The 19,170-nt window shown below is 58.9% G+C and carries 19 protein-coding genes, 1 tRNA gene and 1 pseudogene; 16 read left to right on the top strand and 5 right to left on the bottom strand.

Annotated features, from left to right (window positions below; genetic code table 11):
• Positions 1–164: 164 nt before the first annotated feature.
• The 6 genes from ACERJA_RS03465 to ACERJA_RS03490 all read left to right on the top strand — a co-directional run bounded on the left by ACERJA_RS03465 (position 165) and on the right by ACERJA_RS03490 (position 7,380).
• A complete protein-coding gene (locus ACERJA_RS03465; RefSeq protein WP_373606886.1) occupies positions 165–2,132 on the top strand; it encodes an ABC transporter substrate-binding protein in 1,968 nt (655 codons plus the stop codon).
• A 50-nt stretch (positions 2,133–2,182) separates the two neighbouring features.
• Entirely contained in the window at positions 2,183–3,136 is a 954-nt protein-coding gene (locus tag ACERJA_RS03470; RefSeq protein ID WP_373606887.1) for an ABC transporter permease, read from the top strand.
• Positions 3,129–4,169: an ABC transporter permease gene (locus tag ACERJA_RS03475; RefSeq protein ID WP_373606888.1), complete on the top strand. Its 1,041-nt coding sequence runs from the start codon at positions 3,129–3,131 to the stop codon at positions 4,167–4,169. Before ACERJA_RS03470 ends, ACERJA_RS03475 begins: the two co-directional genes overlap by 8 nt.
• Complete coding sequence (locus ACERJA_RS03480; protein WP_373606889.1) at positions 4,166–5,287, top strand: ABC transporter ATP-binding protein; 1,122 nt, start codon at positions 4,166–4,168, stop codon at positions 5,285–5,287. Before ACERJA_RS03475 ends, ACERJA_RS03480 begins: the two co-directional genes overlap by 4 nt.
• The gene (locus tag ACERJA_RS03485; protein ID WP_373606890.1) at positions 5,277–6,665 is read left to right on the top strand and encodes an ABC transporter ATP-binding protein; all 1,389 of its coding nucleotides are present in this window, start codon (positions 5,277–5,279) and stop codon (positions 6,663–6,665) included. The genes ACERJA_RS03480 and ACERJA_RS03485 overlap by 11 nt, the downstream gene beginning before the upstream one ends.
• 175 nt (positions 6,666–6,840) lie before the next feature.
• Positions 6,841–7,380 (top strand): hypothetical protein, encoded by a 540-nt coding sequence (locus ACERJA_RS03490; protein WP_373606891.1) that lies wholly within the window; start codon positions 6,841–6,843, stop codon positions 7,378–7,380.
• Positions 7,381–7,545: 165 nt separating this feature from the next.
• Here ACERJA_RS03490 and ACERJA_RS03495 read toward each other — a convergent pair.
• The 3 genes from ACERJA_RS03495 to ACERJA_RS03505 form a co-directional block, all read right to left on the bottom strand.
• Positions 7,546–7,620, bottom strand: a tRNA-Met gene (locus ACERJA_RS03495).
• A gap of 66 nt (positions 7,621–7,686) precedes the next feature.
• A complete protein-coding gene (locus ACERJA_RS03500; RefSeq protein WP_373606892.1) occupies positions 7,687–8,133 on the bottom strand; it encodes a GtrA family protein in 447 nt (148 codons plus the stop codon).
• 416 nt (positions 8,134–8,549) lie between these two features.
• The gene (locus ACERJA_RS03505; RefSeq protein ID WP_373606893.1) at positions 8,550–8,816 is read right to left on the bottom strand and encodes an HAH_0734 family protein; all 267 of its coding nucleotides are present in this window, start codon (positions 8,814–8,816) and stop codon (positions 8,550–8,552) included.
• Between the two features lie 141 nt (positions 8,817–8,957).
• Between ACERJA_RS03505 and ACERJA_RS03510 the strand changes: the two genes are divergently transcribed.
• The 7 genes and pseudogenes from ACERJA_RS03510 to ACERJA_RS03540 all read left to right on the top strand — a co-directional run bounded on the left by ACERJA_RS03510 (position 8,958) and on the right by ACERJA_RS03540 (position 13,895).
• A complete protein-coding gene (locus tag ACERJA_RS03510) occupies positions 8,958–9,239 on the top strand; it encodes a 50S ribosomal protein L44e (protein ID WP_006066596.1) in 282 nt (93 codons plus the stop codon).
• Positions 9,240–9,244: 5 nt separating this feature from the next.
• Positions 9,245–9,418, top strand: a complete 174-nt coding sequence (locus ACERJA_RS03515; RefSeq protein WP_006066595.1) for a 30S ribosomal protein S27e — start codon at positions 9,245–9,247, stop codon at positions 9,416–9,418.
• Positions 9,415–10,255 (top strand): annotated as a pseudogene (locus tag ACERJA_RS03520) (translation initiation factor IF-2 subunit alpha). The gene ACERJA_RS03515 and the pseudogene ACERJA_RS03520 overlap by 4 nt, the downstream one beginning before the upstream one ends.
• 3 nt (positions 10,256–10,258) lie before the next feature.
• The gene (locus ACERJA_RS03525; protein ID WP_006066593.1) at positions 10,259–10,438 is read left to right on the top strand and encodes an RNA-protein complex protein Nop10; all 180 of its coding nucleotides are present in this window, start codon (positions 10,259–10,261) and stop codon (positions 10,436–10,438) included.
• 6 nt (positions 10,439–10,444) lie between these two features.
• The gene (locus ACERJA_RS03530; RefSeq protein ID WP_373606894.1) at positions 10,445–11,212 is read left to right on the top strand and encodes a proteasome assembly chaperone family protein; all 768 of its coding nucleotides are present in this window, start codon (positions 10,445–10,447) and stop codon (positions 11,210–11,212) included.
• 676 nt (positions 11,213–11,888) lie between these two features.
• Positions 11,889–13,433 (top strand): thermosome subunit alpha, encoded by a 1,545-nt coding sequence (gene thsA / locus ACERJA_RS03535; protein ID WP_373607448.1) that lies wholly within the window; start codon positions 11,889–11,891, stop codon positions 13,431–13,433.
• 93 nt (positions 13,434–13,526) lie between these two features.
• Positions 13,527–13,895, top strand: a complete 369-nt coding sequence (locus ACERJA_RS03540; protein ID WP_373606895.1) for a HalOD1 output domain-containing protein — start codon at positions 13,527–13,529, stop codon at positions 13,893–13,895.
• On the opposite strand, the gene ACERJA_RS03545 is transcribed toward ACERJA_RS03540, so the two are convergent.
• Both ACERJA_RS03545 and ACERJA_RS03550 read right to left on the bottom strand, forming a co-directional pair.
• Positions 13,896–14,747, bottom strand: a complete 852-nt coding sequence (locus ACERJA_RS03545; RefSeq protein WP_373606896.1) for an S-adenosyl-l-methionine hydroxide adenosyltransferase family protein — start codon at positions 14,745–14,747, stop codon at positions 13,896–13,898.
• Positions 14,748–14,813: 66 nt separating this feature from the next.
• Entirely contained in the window at positions 14,814–15,332 is a 519-nt protein-coding gene (locus tag ACERJA_RS03550; protein ID WP_373606897.1) for a nicotinamide-nucleotide adenylyltransferase, read from the bottom strand.
• 262 nt (positions 15,333–15,594) lie between these two features.
• On the opposite strand from ACERJA_RS03550, the gene lonB reads away from it, so the two are divergent.
• From lonB to ACERJA_RS03565, 3 genes are read left to right on the top strand one after another with little or no spacing between them, the layout of a single operon-like run.
• Positions 15,595–17,796, top strand: a complete 2,202-nt coding sequence (gene lonB, locus ACERJA_RS03555; RefSeq protein ID WP_373606898.1) for an ATP-dependent protease LonB — start codon at positions 15,595–15,597, stop codon at positions 17,794–17,796.
• Positions 17,797–17,802: 6 nt separating this feature from the next.
• A complete protein-coding gene (locus tag ACERJA_RS03560) occupies positions 17,803–18,753 on the top strand; it encodes a lysostaphin resistance A-like protein (protein ID WP_373606899.1) in 951 nt (316 codons plus the stop codon).
• A gap of 25 nt (positions 18,754–18,778) precedes the next feature.
• Entirely contained in the window at positions 18,779–19,132 is a 354-nt protein-coding gene (locus tag ACERJA_RS03565) for a hypothetical protein (protein ID WP_373606900.1), read from the top strand.
• Positions 19,133–19,170: the final 38 nt, after the last annotated feature.

Raw genomic sequence — 19,170 nt, forward strand, 5'->3', positions numbered from 1 at the left:
TGTTTACTATTCACTGAATCCTACTCCCTTCAGATACCACATATGTGTAGTAATGCGACAAAAGACCGAATACATAATGGATAGGATGACGGTTTGTTAGAGGGAGAAATTATTGCTTGGAGGGGAACAGTACATATATATGGTCCAATCTCAGATACATTTTCATGGGTAAGGCTGACAATCATAATAGATTGACTGTCGATCGACGTCGTCTCCTTCAGGGCCTCGGCGCCGCAGGCGCGATCAGCATTGCAGGCTGTCTTGGAGGGAACGAGACCGATGACATTGCCTTCCCACTTGACGTCCAGCTCGAGGTTGATGCAGACAACACCGACCGTCACGAGCTCACGCAGCTTATTGGGCAGGTGATGGAAGAGACTGGCTATTTCAGCGTCGACATAGAGACGCACTCGTTCGATGATCACATCGGTCGGGTACTTGATCCAGGATATGCAGATAGAGGAAATATTCCGTTTGTCAGATTATCGGGAACGTTCAATCCAGAGAGCTTCTGCGACGCGCTTCACGGGACATCGAACCAGGGTCAGTGCTGTAATGTAAACGGGCTCGGATACGAGGAACTCGACCGGATGATCGAGCACGCTCGATTCGGTCTCGATGTCGCAGAAGACCCGGATCTGCGGCGAGAGCGATACGACGAAATCTGGCACGAACTGGCCGACTACCGAGGCAGTTCGCTCGTCCATTTCGCGACTGACGAGTACGTCAGAAACACCGATGTACACGGCTTCGCACCGTTCCCGTTTTCTGAGACCACGTTGAGCTACGCGCTTCACGCGCCGGTCGACCAGCAAGTCACGTGGATCGACCGCGGCGAAGTGACGCCCGACGAAACCGATCTCTCCGATATCCAAACGGGTGGCACGCTGAGATACGGTGTCGCAGCCAACATTGCTTCGCTGGATCCACCGTACAGTACTGATACGACGGCGATGATGGCACAGAACCTCATATTCGAGCAACTGGTCACATCGGATACGGAGGGGAACGTCTACCCATGGCTGGCCAAGCGCTACGAAGTTCTGGAGACACAGGACATCACTCGCGAGGCGTACGAGGACTACATGATCACCGTCTCAGCAAACGACAACGGCGTCCTCGAGTACGATAGCGACGACCCAGTTCAAACGATCATGGTCCACCCCGACGACAGCCGGACTGCAGACGACGACGTTCGGGCTCTGACGCCCGATGGCGCATCCAAAGCGGTCGACGACGATGTCTTTGGAATGCAGTGGCGGTACCACCTCCAGGAAGGTGTCGAGTTCCACGATGGAGAGGAGCTGACCGCGGAGAACGTCGTCCTCTCCGTTGAGCGGTATGAAAACTCCGATCTGGCGGCACAGACCTTCGACTCGCTGCTACACGCACGAGCAGTCGACGAGTACACCGTCGATCTGTACGCTCAGATTCCGGATGCCGAAGCTGAGCGAGAACTCCCCGGGGCCTACATCCACTCGACAGAGCAGGCACAGCTCGGTCCCGACGGAATCGACCCACTCGGAGACGGCGTCGAACCGGTCGGCACTGGTCCGTACATCTACGACGAGTTCGAGGACGAGGAGTACTTCATCGCGACGAAAAACGACAACTACTGGCTCGAACAGCAGGGACTCGACGCACTCGAGTGGTACGACGGACCAACTGATTTCCCCGCAGGCCCTGTGGTCGACGAAATCGATCTGCATATCATCACGGAAGACTCCACGCGAAGTGCTGCACTGCAAAAGGACGAAATCGACGCCACATACAATCTGGTGTCGGATACGCTCAACGAGTACGACTCGGACGAGGAGTACGTTGTCGATTCGATCGGAAGTGGTGGCTACAATTACTTCCAGTACCCCGTTCAGATAGAGCCGTGGGACGATCCTCGACTTCGAAAGGCCGTCAACCACCTGGTTCCCCGTCAACAGATCGTCGACGAGATTCTCGACGGCTGGGGTGAGCCGGCGTGGACGATGGTTCCGGAACTCGCAAAAGGACTCGGTACCGCAGATTACGACGCACTCGAGTCGGACATTCGCCCGCAAAACGAGTTCGATACGGAGCGTGCGGTCGAACTGATCGAAGAAGTCATCGCCGACCACGGCTACGAGTCCAACATTTGAATGGGCCGACGGTGTTTAGCTCGAAACGAACATCGGGTTTTAGATTTACAATGAGCCTCCGACGTTTTATACTCAAACGGCTGCTGATGACCGTTCCCATTCTCTTTGGGGTCTCGGTGATCACGTTCGCACTCGTCCATCTGACGCCGGGTGATGCGATCAGCCAGATGGTCGCACAAAACCCCAACGTCTCGCGGGCCGAGGAAGCCCAGATTCGGGCCCAATACGGGCTTGACGGTCCGGTTTGGGAACAGTACACAACGTGGATTGGAAACGTCTTGGCAGGAAATTTCGGTGACGTCTACGGAAGCAATCAGACTGCCGCCGGCGTCATTACGTCTCGGCTTCCCGAAACGGTCGCACTTGGACTGTTCGGCTGGGTGTTCGCCCTCGTCATCGCGATTCCAACCGGAATTTATGCGGCAGTGAAGAAAGATCAGCTTGGCGACACAGCCAGTCGATTTGTCGCACTGTCCGGGATTTCGATCCCCAACTTCTGGCTCGGTCTCATGCTCATCCTCGTCGGCTCGCTGTGGCTCGGCTGGTGGGACGTGACACCACCACGACAACCACTGTACCATCCTGAGATGCTGTGGCATCTGATACTACCCGGCGTAACGATCGGGACCGCCGCTGCGGCGTCGATCATGCGGGTGCTGCGAACGTCGATGGCCGAGGAGTTGAACAAGGAGTACGTCATGGCCGCTCGAGCCAAAGGGCTTCCAGAGCAACGGATTATCCTCAAACACGTCCTCCGGAATTCACTGATCTCGGTCGTGACGCTTGCAGCGACCCTCACCGCCGGTATCGTCGCCGGTTCGGTCGTCGTCGAGGTCGTGTTCGCCTGGCCGGGGCTCGGCCGCGAACTCATTCAGGCGATCCACGGCAACGAAATCAACCTCATCATGGCGATTACGCTGTTTGTCGGTGTGTTCATCGTTCTGGCGAACCTGGTTGCAGACATCTTATACGCCGTCCTCGATCCAAGGATCAGATATGACTAAACCAACGACTGAGCGCGGACGGATACAGATCACTGGGTTCGACGCCGAACACGCCGAAAACCGTGACCAGTCATCAGATTGGTGCGAAGAGACCGACGGTGAAACCGTCGGACGGTGGACGCGGGCGTGGAACCGATTTAAACGAAACCGAACAGCACTGATCGGCGTTGCGATCGTCGCGGCGATGTCATTGCTCGCGATCTTCGCCCGTCCGATCGAGGTACTGACTATAACGATTCAACCGTTCTCGATTGCGCCATACTCCTCGACCGATATTCTCTGGCTCGAGTCCGATGTCTCCCGGAACGATCCCCCTTCCTGGTCACACCCAATGGGAATCGATGGCTCGGGACGTGACGTGTTCTCACGCGTCCTTGCCGGTGGCCGGTACAGTATCTCCATCGGCTTTATCGTCGTTGCCCTCACCGGAACGATCGGGCTCGTCTACGGATCGATATCGGGATACTACGGCGGATGGCTCGACGAAGTCTTGATGCGGATCGTTGATATGGTTCTGGCGTTTCCGAGTCTCATCCTCGCGCTGATCATCGTCTCGATGTTCGGTGGTGGCTACTGGCAGCTCGTGGCTGCGTTTACGTTCGTCAGTTGGGCCACGTACGCTCGACTCATCCGTGGTGAAGTCCTGAAACTCAAAGAAAACGAGTACGTGCTGGCCGCAAAAGCACTCGGCGCTCGCGACCGGTCAGTGATCTTCAGACATATCGTGCCGAACGCGATGCCGCCGTTGATCGTCTACGGCACGCTCAACATCGGCACCGTCGTCATCGGTGTTGCAGCACTCGGATTCCTCGGGCTCGGCATGTCTGCTGAGACAGCTGAGTGGGGAACCATGCTCGAGAACGGGCGTGATGCGATTATCCCCGGACCCGGCGGTGACGTTCGCTGGTGGATCACGGTGTTCCCCGGCGCAGCGATTTTCCTGTTTGTGCTGTCGATGAACATGATTGGCGATGGCGTCAACGACGCACTCGATGCACAGGAGCCCGGCATCGGTGGAGGTGAACACGAATGACGTTACTCGAGGTAACCGATCTCACGGTCAAGTTCTACACTGAAGAAGGGGTTGTCAATGCCGTCAACGACCTCAGTTTCAGCATCGAACGCGGTGACACGTTTGGCGTCGTCGGTGAGAGTGGTGCTGGGAAGAGTGTTACTGCACTCTCAGTAATGAGACTCATCGAACGTCCAGGGCATATCGAGAGCGGAGAGATCCTGTTCAAAGGTGAAAACATCCTCGAGATGAGCGAAGCGGAGATCCGGTCGATCCGTGGCAACGAAATTTCGATGGTCTTCCAGGACGCTCAGACGGCACTCAACCCCGTGTATCCCGTCGGCGAGCAGATCGCCGAGATGATCAGACATCATCTCGACTACGGGAAGGCGGACGCGAAAGAGCGGACCATCCAGTTGCTCGATACGGTCGGTATTCCAGACGCCCCAACACGATACTCGGACTATCCGCACGAATTCTCTGGCGGGATGCAACAGCGAGCAATCATCGCGATGGCACTGTCGTGTGATCCGGATCTGCTCATCTGTGACGAGCCGACGACGGCAGTTGACGTGACGACCGAGGCGAAAATCCTCGCGGAGATCGAGTCACTTGCCGCGGAGTTCGATACGGCGGTCCAGCTCATCACGCACGATCTCGGCGTCGTCGCCAATATCTGTGATCGTGTCATGGTGATGTATGCAGGAAGGCCGGTTGAGAAAGCTCCTGTTAAAGAGCTCTACTATGACCCGAAACACCCCTACACAGTCGGGCTCATGAGTTCGATCCCACGCATCGGCGATGATCGAGACCGACTCCAGACCATTCCCGGAACGATGCCTGATCTCATCGACCTCCCATCCGGTTGTCCCTTCCATCCACGATGTCCGTACGCGGAGAAGGCTTGTACCAGAACCGAACCTGCCCTGGTCGACCCTGAAACTGGATCGGAACCAACGACCGACGCCGAACACATAGCCGCCTGTCTCGAGTATACAGGCGAGTTGAACGCCGGTCTCGATTATGAAGTCCAGGTGCGTGAGTCGACGACTGACGAGCGTGTCGAAGCCGCCCCCGAATCTGGGTCGGTGGCCGAGACGGACCGCTCGAGCACCGACGGTGATCACGATGACTGCTGACCCACTGCTTCGAGCCGAGAATCTGAAAAAGTACTACGACTCGAGTGGCGGGTTTCTCGAGCGCTTGCTGGGACGATCACAGGACGTCAAAGCCGTCGACGGGATCGACCTCGAACTCTACGAGGGGGAGACGCTCGGTGTTGTCGGAGAGAGCGGCTGCGGAAAGAGTACACTCGCGAGGACACTGCTCAGGCTGGTCGAGCCGACCGACGGCTCGGTGTACTACCGAGAACGTGTCGACGAAGCTGTCGATGCCCCGTCGCCCCGTCGCGAAATCGATCTGACAGCCGTCTCCGATCGAAAGCTGCGTGACCTCCGGACTGACCTGCAGTATATTTTTCAGGACCCGTTCTCGAGTCTGAACCCGCGATTGACTGTCGGGGACATCATCGGTGAACCTCTCGACATTCACGGGATCGTAACGGGTGCCGAGCGAACTGAACGTATCTACGAACTGTTAGAGACCGTCGGCCTGAATCCACGCCACACCCACCGATATCCGCACGAGTTCTCTGGCGGTCAGCGCCAGCGGATCGGGATCGCACGAGCGCTGGCAGTCGATCCGGAGATCATCATCTGTGACGAACCGGTGAGTGCACTCGACGTCAGCGTGCAAGCCCAGATCCTGAATCTCCTCGAGGAGCTTCAGGAGGAGTTTGGACTCTCGTATATTTTTATCGCCCACGATCTGAGCGTCGTCGAGCACATTTCCGACCGGATTGCCGTGATGTATCTCGGCGAGTTCGCAGAGGTTGGTTCGACTGAAGAAATCTTTTCACCACCATATCATCCGTACACCGAAGCGCTGCTGTCAGCGATTCCAGAGCCCGACCCCCTCTGGGAGGGTGAACAGATTTTCCTCCCGGGAACCGTCCCATCACCGCTGGATCCACCATCCGGCTGTCGATTCCACACACGGTGTCCTCGCATCATCAAGCCAGCGACGCTCGACCTCGAGCAATCCATCTGGCGATCGATTGTGGATTTCAAACGCCGTGTTCTGGAGTCCGAAACACTCACATCGATTGCAACAGCCGCTGGAGACGGTGCTGGACAGACAAGCCGAACCGACCTGGGTGAATGCGCTAGAAGCACACTCGATGAGAGACTCCGAACTGAGTTTGATATTCCCCCGGAGCTCTCTGATCCGGACGCCGAAGCCGTTCTTTCACAGGCGATCGGCGATCTTCACGCAGGAAATATCGCGAGCGCACAGGAACGCCTCGAAGAAGCGTTTGCGTCGCCCTGTGAGGGTCACCATCCAAATCACGTCCAGACCGGCGACACCCACCGAATTTCGTGTCTGCTCCACGACGAGCGATACGATGGGTGCCAGTTACAGGTCGGGAACGCTACCGACGCCGTCGTGGATGATTAGCGTAGCCACTGTCCGTCACTGGACATCCGGTTGTGCGGCGGCAGGCACGATCGGTATGTAACTCATTTCAACTGATCCTGTCGCCGTGTCACACAGCTTGGATTGCATCCACTCCGAACAGCCCAGCATTACGGTTATCCGAACGTTTTAATTCGTGTGCATCCAGCGAGTACCAATGCGTCGGATTTACGACTCGAACGCTCTCCGTCGTGATGACGATCCACAAACACCGACGACAACAGATCGTTCAGCTCGGATTCAGGCGCTCCGGTGGGTCAATAGCACCACCCTCAGTCGGCATCTGTTGCCGACGTGGCTCTGCTATCGGGCGCTTTCGATTACCGTCACGACACCACGAACGGAGTATCCTGCCGGAACTCCTGTTCCATTTACCGTGACGATGAAAAACTCGTTGCCCGTTCCGGTCACGATTCAAACGAACTCACCCGTACTTTGGATGTGGGATATCAGTGGTGTCTCCGAAGCATCGCACGTCTCACTCCGGACGCCACCTGCAGAATCAGGTGCGTTCGTATTCGCCCGTGGCGAGCGAAAACAGTTCCACAAGCAGTGGGATCAGTCGTTTCGTGTTTCCGAGCGCGAGTGGGAACCGGTCGATCCGGGTACGTACACGATTGGTGCCCGACTCAATGTTTCGGATGCTGATCAAAAGGGACTCTACGGCGAGACGACAGTTCAGATTCAGCCAGCCTAAGACAGTTACCAGTGTGAGTGTGAACCGTTTCAGTTGTTACTATAGTTCGCTCGACGGTATTTTTGAGGGAGACAATACACACAACAGTCATCGCTGCGTCGAAACGTAATGGGAATAGATTCAAGACTCGCTCGTCACTTTGTTTATCGTTGAATCCCTGAAAAGTAGCGGGAGGTAGATTTGAACTACCGGTCTGCGGGTTATGAGCCCGCCGGAATCTCCTGGCTATCCCATCCCGCTATCACATTATAACGGAGTGCACTAATTAAGGGTTGTGATTCGGTTCCCGTATGGGGGTTTCTATCGTTAGTCGCGATGGACCTTCCATGTGAAGAGGCTCTCACAGGTGTAGTTGACGAAGAACCCGATTCCGATTCCGATCAGATTCGCTGTTAGATACCAGACGTCGAACCAGCCGACGAGTATCGCAAGTACGGACAGTGTCACCAAAAAACCGGCAAACCGGACTGCGTTCGAGCGCACAAACCGTCTTCCGAGCGCACGTGGCGTCATTGCACCGTACTCCGCGAACGTCCACCGTTCGTTGATCGCAAAGATAACCATGATCGACAGCTCCCAGCTGAGCACCTTCGCGGCGACTGGGCCGAGTGCAGTCAACTCGACTAGCAAGAGGAGCGCAACATTGTCGACAGCTGCACCGGCCACACCGACGCCAACGAACTGACTGAACCGTGCAGTCGAGAGTAATGCACGAACTCGTCTCCGGACAGCCTCGGAAAGTGAATTACTCATCATCGTTGATTCGTCCATGCCGTTGTCGGAACACCTGACACGAGTCCACACCGGCACAGGGTCGGTCTGTGCGGGGTGGACGGGAAACTAGCTACGATACTCGTCTTTCATCGACGTTCGCGATCGATGGACTGGTCGTGTCGGTCGACAGTCTCGTTCGGTACTGGCTTCGGCGCCCGTATCCGTTTTGCGGTCCGCGCACGGAATCGATCATCCTCGAGTCACTGTCAGGTCGATTTCTCGCCTCGAGTTCGTGGAGTGCGATGGGGCATGCCATCCGTGGGTGTATGACTCTCGAGCGCGCGGGCGTACGCGAGAGGAGAAAGTCGACTGATCTGGCCCGCGTAACTAACTGGAACGTCACGAAGAACGGCGCTCAGCACGGCGAAGGTCGCTCGAGGAGGGGAAACGTCGACTCAGAGTGCGAGGTCGCCTTTCGGCCGCACGACGTCGACAGCATCGGCATCGACACGGTCGATATCGAGGAAGTGGGGTATGTAGTTTCGTTTCTCGTAGTCGTCGTACTCGTCTTCGGTCCCAACGGTACACCACAGCTGAACAGTCTCGGGACCATGCCACTCACCGTTTCGGTTAATGCCAAAACAGACCAGTTCCTCGCCGTCGTAGTCGATGATGGCCCCTTTTCGAATTCCGGGATCGCCGTGGATGATGACCTGCTTCATGGGTACTGGTTCACACGAGAAACGATTAAACGCTTCGAAGGGATGGACACGGTAGGCGTGTTCCAACACGACACAGGGGCCGACGACGAACCAAACGGGTTTTAAACAGCGCTGTCTTAGCCCACGCCAAGTGAGATAACCATGGAGATGCCACGCCGATTCAATACGTACTGTCCGCACTGTGACGCACATCACGAGCACGAAGCCGAGAAGGCCCGATCGGGCCGCTCATCCGGTATGAAGTGGGACGCTCGCCGAACGCGGCGCAACAGTGCGTCCATCGGTAACTCCGGTCGCTTCTCGAAGGTTCCTGGTGGCGAAAAGCCAACCAAGAAGACCAACCTCAAATACCGATGCAGCGAGTGTGGGAAGGCCCACCTCCGTGAGGGATGGCGCGCCGGCCGACTCAAGTTCCAGGAGTGATTACAATGGCAGGAAATTTCTACAGCGTTCGATGCAGTGATTGTGAAAACGAACAGACCGTCTTCGGTAAAGCCTCTACGGAGGTCGCCTGTGCCGTCTGTGGCACGACGCTTGCGCGACCAGCCGGCGGCAAAGCCGAGATCGACCACGAGATCCTCGAAACAGTCGAGTCACGATGAAATACAGCGGCTGGCCAGATCCCGGCGAACTCGTCGTCGGCAAGATCGACGAAATCGAGGACTTCGGTGTCTTCGTCGATCTCGAGGAATACCGAGACAAACGCGGTTTGATCCACATCTCAGAGGTCGCAAGCGGCTGGATCAAAAACGTCCGCGATCACGTCCGCGAGGGACAGATCGTCGTCTGCAAAGTCCTCGATGTCGACGAGTCCCACGAGCAGATCGATCTCTCGCTCAAAGACGTCAACGACCACCAGCGCTCGGATAAGATTCAGGAGTGGAAAAACGAGCAGAAAGCAGACAACTGGATGGCCCTCGCACTCGGCGAGGACGTCGATGACGAGTCCTATACCGCGGTCGCCAACGAACTGATCGGCGCCCAGGGAAGCCTCTATGAAGGGTTCAAGCAGGCGGCGATTCACGGCGAAGCGGCTCTCGAGGAGACGAATCTCTCGGACGACGAGATCGAATCGCTCGTCGAGACTGCCCGTGAGAACGTCTCGGTGCCGTACGTCAACGTCACCGGCTACGTCGACTTAGAGAACGCATCGCCAAGCGGCGTCGACGGCATCCGCAAAGCGCTGTCGGCTGCCGAAGGCAACGGCGAGGTGCCAGAAGAGGTCGACCTTGAGGTCAGCTACGTCGGAGCCCCCGAGTACCGAATCAAAGTGAAAGCGCCCAACTACAAAACCGCTGAATCCCAACTCGAGGAAAGCGCCCAACTACAAAACCGCTGAATCCCAACTCGAGGAAAGCGCCCGACGCGCGGTCGCAGCGATCGAGGACCAGGGCGGCATGGGCGAGTACCACCGCGAGCGACGGACGGACGACGAATAACGCATGAAGTCGGATATCCGGGTGTGTTCGGCGTGGCGCGAGGTCCACGACCGCCCGGTGTACACCCTTTCTGAGACGTGTCCGGAGTGCAACAGCGCGACGGAAAACAGCGCCCCGGCCCCGTTCGATCCGAACGACCCCTACGGCGAGTACCGACGCGCTCTTAAACGTCGCAATCGCTGATATGGTATGGACGAACTCGAGATCGACGTAGTTGCCGAGGTCGACGTCACCGACCCCGTCCTCGTCGAGGGGCTGCCTGGTGTCGGACATGTCGGAAGTCTCGCCGTCGAGCACCTGCTCGAGGAACTCGAGGCAGAGAGTACGCTCGTGCGGCGCATCTACTCCACGGAGTTCCCACCACAGGTGACCGTCGAGGACGGCGTCTCGTCGCTTACCTGTGCGGAACTGTACGCCGTCTCTGTTCCCGACGGCCGTGATCTGCTCTTGCTGACTGGTGACCACCAGGCCCAGACCAACGAGGGCCACTACGTGCTGACCGATGCGTTCCTCGACATCGCCGAGGAGTTCGGTGCAGCCGAGGTGTACGCACTCGGTGGCGTCCCAACCGGCGAGCTCATCGACGAGTACGCCGTCATCGGCGCTGTCAGTGACGACTCGCTGCTCGAGAACCTCGAGGACGTCGGCGTCGAGTTCCGGGACGACGAGCCAGCAGGCGGTATCGTCGGCGTCTCGGGGCTGATGCTTGGTCTAGGCGAACGCCGCGGGTTCGACGCGGCCTGTCTGATGGGTGAGACCAGCGGCTATCTGGTCGACCCCAAAAGCGCTCGCGCAGTGCTCGAGGTGCTCGAGGACGTGCTCGGATTCGAACTCGACTACGAGTCGCTGGACGAGCGCGCCGACGAGATGGAAGAGGTCATGGGCAAGATCCAGGAGATGGAACAACAACAGCAGATGGACGTGCCGACGGACGACGACCTGCGGTATATCGGCTGAGACTGTCTCGAGCGGTCACTACCGCAGCTCACGGCATGTTCGCCTGCAATGATGGCTGGTTACTGTAGCGGCGTGTGGGATAGACTCCTGTCTGTCAGTGCCGACGTGACCGCAGGGCGGTCGCGGTTGCACCGGTACAGCAGCGCAGACGATAGCGATTGGTGTAGTCTCGGACTGGTGAGCAACACCCCCGTTTCGTTGCTCACCGGTGTATAGTTACAACAGCCAGTATGAATCGTGTTCTCCGACAGTCTCCTGTTGAGTGGAACGAGAGCGTACTGACCAGCGGGTGGTCGACAGGGTTCACTGACGGATAGCCGATACGTTCTTATGGATGACAATCGTCGGAAAGTGACGTGTGTCTGTCTGGCCCAAAACGCAATACGCAGTTTGAACAGCGCACGGAGCCGTCGATCCGCGCGAACAATCGTTCCCCACAGTCAGGACAGCGCCCATCAGGATACCGAACCATACAGTAATGAGATAATAAGTGCGGTATATACTTTGTGACTCCACGGCGTACCGAGACACAACGGAATAACGGCGTCGGTCTCTCGAGGGGGCGCAATCGCCAGACGTGACGAGGGTGGTTGCAAAAGACTTATATAGAAGTGCTGACGACATAGTTAGTGAGGATTCAACTATGGCACAACAGCGACGCATGGGCGGACAGCCTATGTTCATTATGAGCGAGGATAGTCAGCGAACGCAGGGTCGCGACGCCCAGTCGTCGAACATTATGGCCGGCAAGGCCGTTGCCGAAGCGGTACGGACGACACTCGGGCCACGCGGGATGGACAAAATGCTCGTCGACTCCGGTGGAGAGGTCGTTATCACCAACGACGGGGCAACCATTCTCAACGAGATGGATATCGAACACCCCGCAGCCCAGATGATCGTCGAAGTCTCCGAATCCCAGGAAGAGGAAGTCGGAGACGGCACGACGACGGCGGCCGTCATCGCCGGCAACCTCCTCGGTGAGGCCGAAGACCTCATCGAACAGGACGTCCATGCAACGACGATCGTCGAGGGCTATCACGAAGCCTCAGAGATCGCCCTCGAAGCGATCACCGAGCAGGTCAACGAGGCCGACGTCGACGACGAAATCCTGAAACAGGTCGGCGAATCGAGCATGACCGGCAAGGGAACCGGTGGCCTCACCGCCGAATCGCTCGCCGAAACCGTCGTCGAGGCGATCCGTCACGTCGAAACCGACGATGGTGTCGCCCGCGACAACGTTACGGTTCACACCCAGATCGGCGCCTCCTCGAACGCAACGGAGCTCGTCCCCGGAATCGTCCTTGACGAGGAACCAGCCCACAACAGCATGCCTCGTGAGGTCGAAGACGCTTCGATCGCCGTTCTTGACGTCGAACTCGGCGTTCGCACGGGCGACATCGACGCCGAGTACGCCATCGACTCGATCGACCAGCTCAACACGGCGATCGACGCCGAGGAGAGCGAGGTTCGGGGCTACGCCGAAGACGTCGCCGAGAGCGGTGCTGACGTCGTCATCACCACCGATGACGTCGACGACCGCGTCTCCTCGTATCTCGCCAGTGAAGGCATTCTCGTCTTCGAAAACGTCGGCAACAGCGACGCCCGAGACATCGTCTCCGCAACGGGCGCACGCCGCGTCGGTGCCCTCGAGGACCTCGAGGAGGCCGACTTCGGTGCAGCCGATCGCATCCGAGCCGAGAACTTCGGCGACGACGATCTCGCGTTCATCGAGGGCGGCGCAGCCGCCGAGACCGTCACCGTCTTCGTTCGCGGTGGCACCGAACACGTCGTCGACGAACTCGAGCGCGCCATCGGTGACGCACTCGACGTCGTCGCAACGGCGCTCGCCTCGGGCGAGGTCGTCCCCGGCGCTGGGGCAACCGAGATCGCGATCGCAGACAAGATCCGCGAGGAAGCCGCCGGCATTGAGGGCCGCAAACAGCTCGCTGTGACGGCCTTCGCCGACGCGATCGACATCGTTCCCCGAACGCTCGCCGCCAACACCGGCCAGGACCCAATCGACGCACTCGTGGACCTTCGTGCCGCCCACGAGTCCGAGGGTCGAGCCGGGCTGATCACGACCGGCGAGGACGTCACCATCGATGATCCCTTCGAACACGGCGTCGTCGACCCTGCAGACGTCAAACGCGAAGCCATCGAGAGCGCGACCGAAGCCGCGACGATGATCGTCCGCATCGACGACGTCATCGCCGCCGAATAACGCCACACTCGTCTTTTTTTCGCTGGTTAGCAACAGAGAAAGTCATCGGTCCATCACTGTTAAGTGTTAACGTATTGTATCCGGTGTTGTATCATGTCCAAAACAACTCGAGATCGACTTCCACCGGTCGACGACACTACCGAGTGGCCACTCACTTACAGAGAGTGCCACGGGACATATCATACGCAGTGTAACGATACCGATTACGAGCCGGTGAGTATGACGGTACTCATGGCCGTCTCATCGGTAGTCGGGACCGAGCCTGACGATCTCGAGTCACTGTCGGCGTGTGTCGATCCCGATGCGCTGAACGCAATCGTCGTCAACTGGTACGAAGACGACACACGAGCCAGCGACGGCTCGATCACGTTTCCGTTCAACGAGTGTCTCGTGACGGTGTACGCCGATGGTGAGGTCGTGATCGATCCGGACCGCAGCGACGGCGGGCGAGTTCATCCGTAATCACTCCTCACCGACCGCCTCAAGGACGAGTTGCTCACCCGCCTCGAGGCCGAACGCCGCCTCACCCCGGCCTTGATTGACGTCGAGTTCGACGTAACCGTGGCTCCCGACGGTTGCGAGTCGCTCACCGGGCGAGACAGCGGCAAACGTCTCGCCAACCGGGACGACGGTGCCGTTCGCGGCGATCCGATCGTGGCCCGCGAGAAAGTCACCGGGCACGTTCGTAATAACGTTCCCAAAGTCGTCGACGACCAACACCTCACCATGTGCACGCTCGTTCTCGAGCGCTGCCTCGGGTAGTTCGAGCGCAACGGGCGACGTCTCGAGCGGTGTGAGCCACTCGAGGTCGGCAAACGTGTCGCGGTCGATCTCGTGGACGGCCGCCGCAGCGGGTGCAAAGACGTCCCGGCCGTGGAACGTATTGCTCGCTGGCCCGTCGCGACTTGGAGCCTGTGCAGTCGCCCGCCCGCTCGAGGCAGCGGCTCCGTTCCCGGTGGGAGTGACCGACTCGAGGCGCGTCTCGTCGATCGTATAGGTGTCGAACGCGCCATCGCCGGCGAGTCGTTTCGCAACGGGGATCAGGACGCCGTTGTCGGGACCGACGAGCGTGTGCTCGCCGGCACGAACGACCAGTGCGTGACGGTCGGTGCCGACACCGGGGTCGATCACGACGAGATGTGTCGCTGGTGGGAAGTACGGCAACACCTCTCGGAGCCAGAACGCGGCTGCTCGAACGTCCTGCCGGGGAAAGTCGTGAGCGACGTCGATCAGTTTCGCAGTCGTTCGCTGACAGAGCACGCCTTTCATCGCCGCAGGGTACGGCGTTCCGAAGTCCGACGCGAGCGTAATCATGGACGGAACTACAGCCCGATCGCTCAAAGTGGATGCGGCTTGTGATCAGACTCGAGAACCGACGTCTCAGTTGCGGTCAGAATCCGAGCCGCTGATCATCTGAATCCGTTCGATGCCGTCGATCTCGTCGACGACGTTGACGACGGCTTCAGGAACCAGCGTCTCCCAATCGCCGTCGTTGATCATCCGCTCGCGGACCTCACTGCCTTCAAGAACATCGCGGTTGAACATCGGCGACTGTCGGATCTCGATCTCGGCCTCCCGAAAGAGCTGGATGACGAGCGGGTTGTTCGAGTAGGCAACGTCGAAGTCCGGGCTCATACTCTGGATATGGCTCACCCAGACGGAGTTTCGCTCTAAGTCTTCGATCGGGACCGCGTACGTCACGAGATCGTGGTCGACGAGTGACTTCGTGAGCATCATGATCCGCTCACCGGCTGTAAACGGGTTTCGAACCGTGTGTGAATCGTCTGCGCTCCCGATCCCAAGAACGAGTTCGTCGACGTCCTCAGCGATCTGCTCGACCATACTGAGATGGCCGTTGTGAAAGGGCTGAAAGCGGCCAATGTAGAACCCCCGACTCATGCTGTGAACTGCTCGCGCAGCGCGTATAAGAGTGGCGAGTTCGTGGTCAGGTGACCGCTCTTGGCATGTGAGTCGTGTGTGTGACTGTACACAACTTTGTTACATATTTTGCCGATTATCGTATCGGATGAAACCAATGGTCCAGATCGCCAATCACTCGTTTCGAGCGCTGTGTCCCCGGTTTCAGCCACTGTCACGATCCTCCGCATGGAGAAAGTATATCAGTGGCAATCCCTTCGGACCAGATACTGAACAGAGTTCTATGAGTAACGATACGAACGTTGACGACCCTCCCGAAGACGCCACTGGCGCTGGGCCTGAGGAGGAGCAGGCACAGTCTCAGGACCAAGAGCCAGCGCGTCAGGGAGACCGGACACCGCCCGAAGAGGGCGGTGGCCAAGGCGACGACGTCGGCGGTGTCGACGACGGTGACGAGTTCGACGACCCGATCGACGAGTTCGAACCCGAGTCGACCGAGGCGGACGACGATATCGAGACCGTTGACGATCTGGGGAGCACGGTCGAGGTCGACCCAGGAGTCGAAATAGACGAGGAGATCGCTGAAGACGACCTTCTGGGCGGCCTCAAAATCGACTCCACGGAAGATATCGAAGTTCCCGACCGACTCGTCGACCAGGTCATCGGCCAGGACGAGGCACGAGATATCATCATCAAAGCAGCCAAACAGCGTCGCCACGTCATGATGATCGGCTCGCCGGGGACCGGCAAGTCGATGCTGGCGAAGGCGATGAGTCAGCTGCTTCCAAAAGAGGATCTGCAGGACGTTCTGGTGTATCACAACCCAGACGACGGCAACGCGCCGAAAGTCCGTACCGTCCCCGCAGGCAAGGGCGAACAGATCATCGACGCCCACAAAGAGGAAGCCCGAAAGCGCAACCAGATGCGCTCGATCCTGATGTGGGTCATCATTGCGATCATCATCGGCTATGCGATTCTCAGTCCCGCCAGCATTCTGCTTGGCATCCTCGCGGCAGGGATCGTCTGGCTGATCTTCCGCTACACCTCCCGTGGCACCGACGCGATGGTGCCCAACATGATCGTCAACAACGGCAACCAGCGCACCGCGCCGTTCGAGGACGCAACCGGTGCCCACGCCGGCGCGCTGCTGGGCGACGTCCGTCACGACCCGTTCCAGTCCGGTGGGATGGAGACGCCGAGCCACGACCGTGTCGAGCCCGGCTCGATCCACAAATCCAACAAGGGTGTGTTGTTCGTCGACGAGATCAACACGCTCGACGTCCGTACCCAGCAGAAGCTGATGACGGCGATTCAGGAAGGCGAGTTCGCCATCACGGGCCAATCCGAGCGCTCCTCGGGTGCGATGGTCCAGACCGAACCCGTCCCCTGTGACTTCATTATGATCGCTGCAGGGAACCTGGACGCGATGGAGAACATGCACCCCGCACTCCGCAACCGTGTCAAAGGGTACGGATACGAGGTGTACATGGAAGACACTATCGAGGACACACCCGAGATGCGGCGCAAGTACGCCCGCTTTATCGCTCAGGAGGTCGAACGAGACGGCCGTCTGCCTCACTTCACCGACGACGCCGTCGAAGAAGTGCTCCTCGAGGCCAAACGTCGCTCGGGCCGGAAGAACCACCTGACGCTGCACTTCCGCAGCCTCGGTGGACTGGTCCGTGTCGCAGGTGACATCGCCCGCGCCGAAGACCGCGACCGCACCACACGCGAGGACGTCTTGCAGGCCAAACGTCGCTCCCGGTCGATCGAGCAACAGCTCGCCGACGACTACATCGAGCGTCGCAAGGACTACGAACTGCAGGTCGCCGACGGTGGCGTCGAGGGCCGTGTCAACGGCCTCGCCGTCATGGGTGAAGACTCCGGGATCATGCTGCCTGTGATGGCAGAGATTGCTCCCGCTCAGGGGCCAGGCCAGGTCATCGCGACCGGTCAGCTCAAAGAGATGGCCGAGGAGTCGGTCCAGAACGTTTCGGCGATCATCAAGAAGTTCTCCGACGTGAACCTCTCGGAGAAGGACATCCACATCCAGTTCGTCCAGGCTGGCGAAGGTGGTGTCGACGGCGACTCCGCCTCGATTACGGTCGCAACAGCCGTGATTTCCGCGCTCGAGGATATCCCGGTCGACCAGTCGATTGCCATGACCGGCTCGCTCTCCGTGCGTGGTGACGTGCTCCCAGTCGGTGGGGTTACCCACAAGATCGAGGCCGCCGCCAAGGCCGGCTGTGAGACGGTCATCATCCCGAAAGCCAACGAACAGGACGTGATGATCGAAGACGAGTACGAGGAGATGATCGAGATCATCCCGTGCTCGAACATCAGCGAAGTCCTCGAGGTCGCCCTCATCGGCCAACCCGAAAAGGACTCGCTGCTCGACCGGCTCAAGTCGATCACCGGCACGGCGTTCGATCAGGGACAGAGCACCGTCGGCTCCGCAAGCGGGTCGAACCCGAGTCCACAGTAACGATCGATGACTGATTGGGCGACGTTCGCCGGAATTACAGGCGTCGTCCTCGTGTTATTACTGGTTTTATCGCAGCTGACACAGTCTGCGTTTTCCGATTCACCCGACGATGGTGACAGCCGCGTTTCAGCGACCGAGCCGTCGCCGGAACCGGCATCAGAACAGAATCACGCGCCAGCGGCCGCTCCCGAACCAGCGACCGACGCCGTCGACTCGAGTGACAACCGTGGGCCTGAGCTTGAGGGTGAGACGACTCTCGACACTGACGATGGTCTCTCACGGACGGCGTCGGAGAAAACGCCGGGAGTCGACGACGGCCATCGCCAGCCAGCGAACGCCGATCCCCGGTCGCTATCGACCGGCGAACTCCTGGCAAACGTCGCGCTCTCGCAGGGACTGTTCGCGCTGGTCTTGCTCGGCGCAGTGATCTACACTGCGATTCCCGCCGACGCGCTGGGAATCGAATTCTCCGTCGCCTACCTCGAGCAGGGCCTGGTGTTGGGGACGGTCTTCGGACTCGTTCTCTACGTCGCAAACGAACTCAGCGCCGCGGCAGCGACTCGATTCGGCTTCGAACACGACGAACAGCTTCGAGAGCTGCTGGCACCGGAGTCGAAACGGGGCTGGCTGGCCCTGCTGGTCATCGTGCTCCCCATCATCGCGGTCTTCGAGGAACTGCTCTTCCGGGCGGCGCTGATCGGTGTCATCTCGGCCGGTTTCGGGGTGTCGCCGTGGCTGCTTGCCGTGGTTTCGTCGGTTGCCTTCGCCCTCGGACACGGGATGCAGGGATCGGTGGGGATCATCGTCACGGGCGCGCTCGGGTTCGTCCTTGCAGGCATCTTCATCCTCACCGGGAGCTTCCTCGTGGTCGTCGTTGCCCACTACCTGATCAACGCTCTCGAGTTCATCGTCCACGAAGGGCTCGAGATGGAGTGGACACAGACCCTCGAAAGCTAAGCGGCAGGGGCCGTTCAGTACGGGTATGAATGGCCTTGATGACGTGTCAGAGTCGGCCCATCGACTGATTTTCTTCGGTATCGTGTTCTACTTCGCGTTGCTCGTCTACGGACAGCTCACAGGCGATCCACTGGCAGTGATTGTCTCCGAGATCGTCTTCGGCATGATCGCGGTCGGCGTAGGAGCAGTGCTCTATGTACAGGCTGGTCGCGGACGCGGTATCTCTTCGATCGTGGGCGCAGCCGTCTGTCTCATCGTGGGTGGGCTCCTCCAGTTTGCGTTCTTGCTGACCGCCACACCAGCGATCGGACAGGTGTCGTCGATCGTCGTCTTCGCCGGCATCGGACTGTACATCTATGCCGTCTGGTACGCCGAGTGAACGTTGAAAAAAGAACGAAGAGCGCACGATGACGGTGA

The sequence above is a fragment of the Natronorubrum sp. A-ect3 genome, from assembly GCF_041821125.1.
GTDB classification, from domain to species: Archaea; Halobacteriota; Halobacteria; order Halobacteriales; family Natrialbaceae; genus Natronorubrum; species Natronorubrum bangense.